This window comes from Sutterella massiliensis, assembly GCF_016899755.1.
GTDB classification, from domain to species: Bacteria; Pseudomonadota; Gammaproteobacteria; order Burkholderiales; family Burkholderiaceae_F; genus Sutterella; species Sutterella massiliensis.
In genome coordinates this window covers 1-1,489 of the sequence record NZ_JACJJC010000068.1, presented here as the reverse complement: position 1 = coordinate 1,489, position 1,489 = coordinate 1, and the positions used below count along the sequence as shown (strand labels likewise).

At 57.7% G+C, this 1,489-nt stretch carries 1 protein-coding gene; it reads right to left on the bottom strand.

All coding sequences use genetic code 11. The features are described 5' to 3' along the window. Positions 1 to 233 precede the first annotated feature (233 nt). Positions 234 to 1,489 (bottom strand): FAD-dependent oxidoreductase (locus H6A60_RS14470; RefSeq protein ID WP_205104650.1); only part of this gene is annotated, 1,256 nt, incomplete at its 5' end.

Genomic DNA, 1,489 nt, shown 5'->3' with positions numbered 1-1,489 from the left:
GGTTAAAGCTGATGAATTTCATAAAATCATGCGTGCGATAAAATAAATTCATCAGAAACACGATTTGAAAAAAAAAAGCCATATATCGCCTTTCATTCACGGACCAAGAATTCGAACACCGTTGGAAAAATCGGATCAGCGTGTGCGGAAAAGCGAAGCGCCCGCCTCTTTCGAGAGAGGCAGGCGCTTCGCGTCAGGAGAGAGAGTGATGCTGTCAAACGACAACTACGGCGTTACTTGCCGGCTGCTTTGACAATCGTTTGAGCGGCAATGCGACCGAAAGCGATGGCTTTGCCGAATGCCGTGCCGGTCATGTAAGCCGCGCCGTGAACGCCGCCCGTGCACTCGCCGGCAGCAAGAAGCCCCGGGATCCGATCGCCGAAAACGTCAATGACGTGCGCTTCGGTGTCGATTCGGACGCCGCAGTAAGTGCCGATCATGCCCGCCGTGGTCGGCATGATGAAGAACGGCCCCTTTTCGAGCGGAACGGGCTTGCCGTAACCCGAAGAGAGCGACGTACGGCCGAGCTTGTCCTTGCCGGCAGGTGCGTTTTCGTTGTACTCGCGAATGGTGGCAGCGAGGACCTTCGGATCGAGTCCGGCCTTTTGAGCCGCTTCTTCAATCGTCGCGCCGCTCACGGCGTACGGGACGGTCTTGCCCTCGTCAAAGGGCGACCACATCTTCTTGTCGAGCGCGCGGATCTTCATCTGTTCGCGGCGAATGGCATCGTCGAAGATGAGCCAGCTCTTGTGCTCAGGCTGAGAGAGCGCCTCGTCGCCGAGCAGCTTGTAGCTGAGCGACTCATTCACGAAGCGCTTGGCATCCTTGTTCACGATGATGGCGCCGGCGTAGTAGATGGTCGTCATATCGGCGATGCTCGTCGGATTGAGCTTGAAGCCGTAGGAGGCCTTGACGTAGTTGGTGTCCAAAACGTCCGCACCGCAGTCCTGAGCCATCAGCATCGCGTCGCCCGTCGTGCCCATTCCGGCAATAACGGAGGCCCACTTCATCGGCGGAGCGTATTTGCCGAGGAGATCCGGATTGCGGGAGAAACCGCCGCCCGCAAGAAGAACCCCGAAGCGTGCCTTTACCGTCTTCGCCTGCTCCTTGTGTTCGATGCGAACGCCCGCGACACGACCTTCGTCCGAGTCCCAGATAAGGCGCTTTGCGGCTGTGTTGAGACGAATTTCCGCGCCCTTGCTCTTGGCGTACTTGTTGTAGAGGCCGATCACGTCGGCGGGTTCGAAAGCGTGTGCTCGCGGCACGCTCATGCCGGCGGCAATGGCGACCGTCGAGGGCTTCAGGCCTTGCTTGAGCGCCCACTCGTATTCGTCTTTCGAAGCCTTGATGAACGCGCGGACGAGTTCCGGATCGTTCATTTTCTGACCGGTCTTCATCATGTCCGCGAAGAACTTCTCTGCGCTGTCCTCAATGCCCTTGGCTTTCTGCATTTCCGTACCGCCAACGGACCTGTCTCTTATACACATCT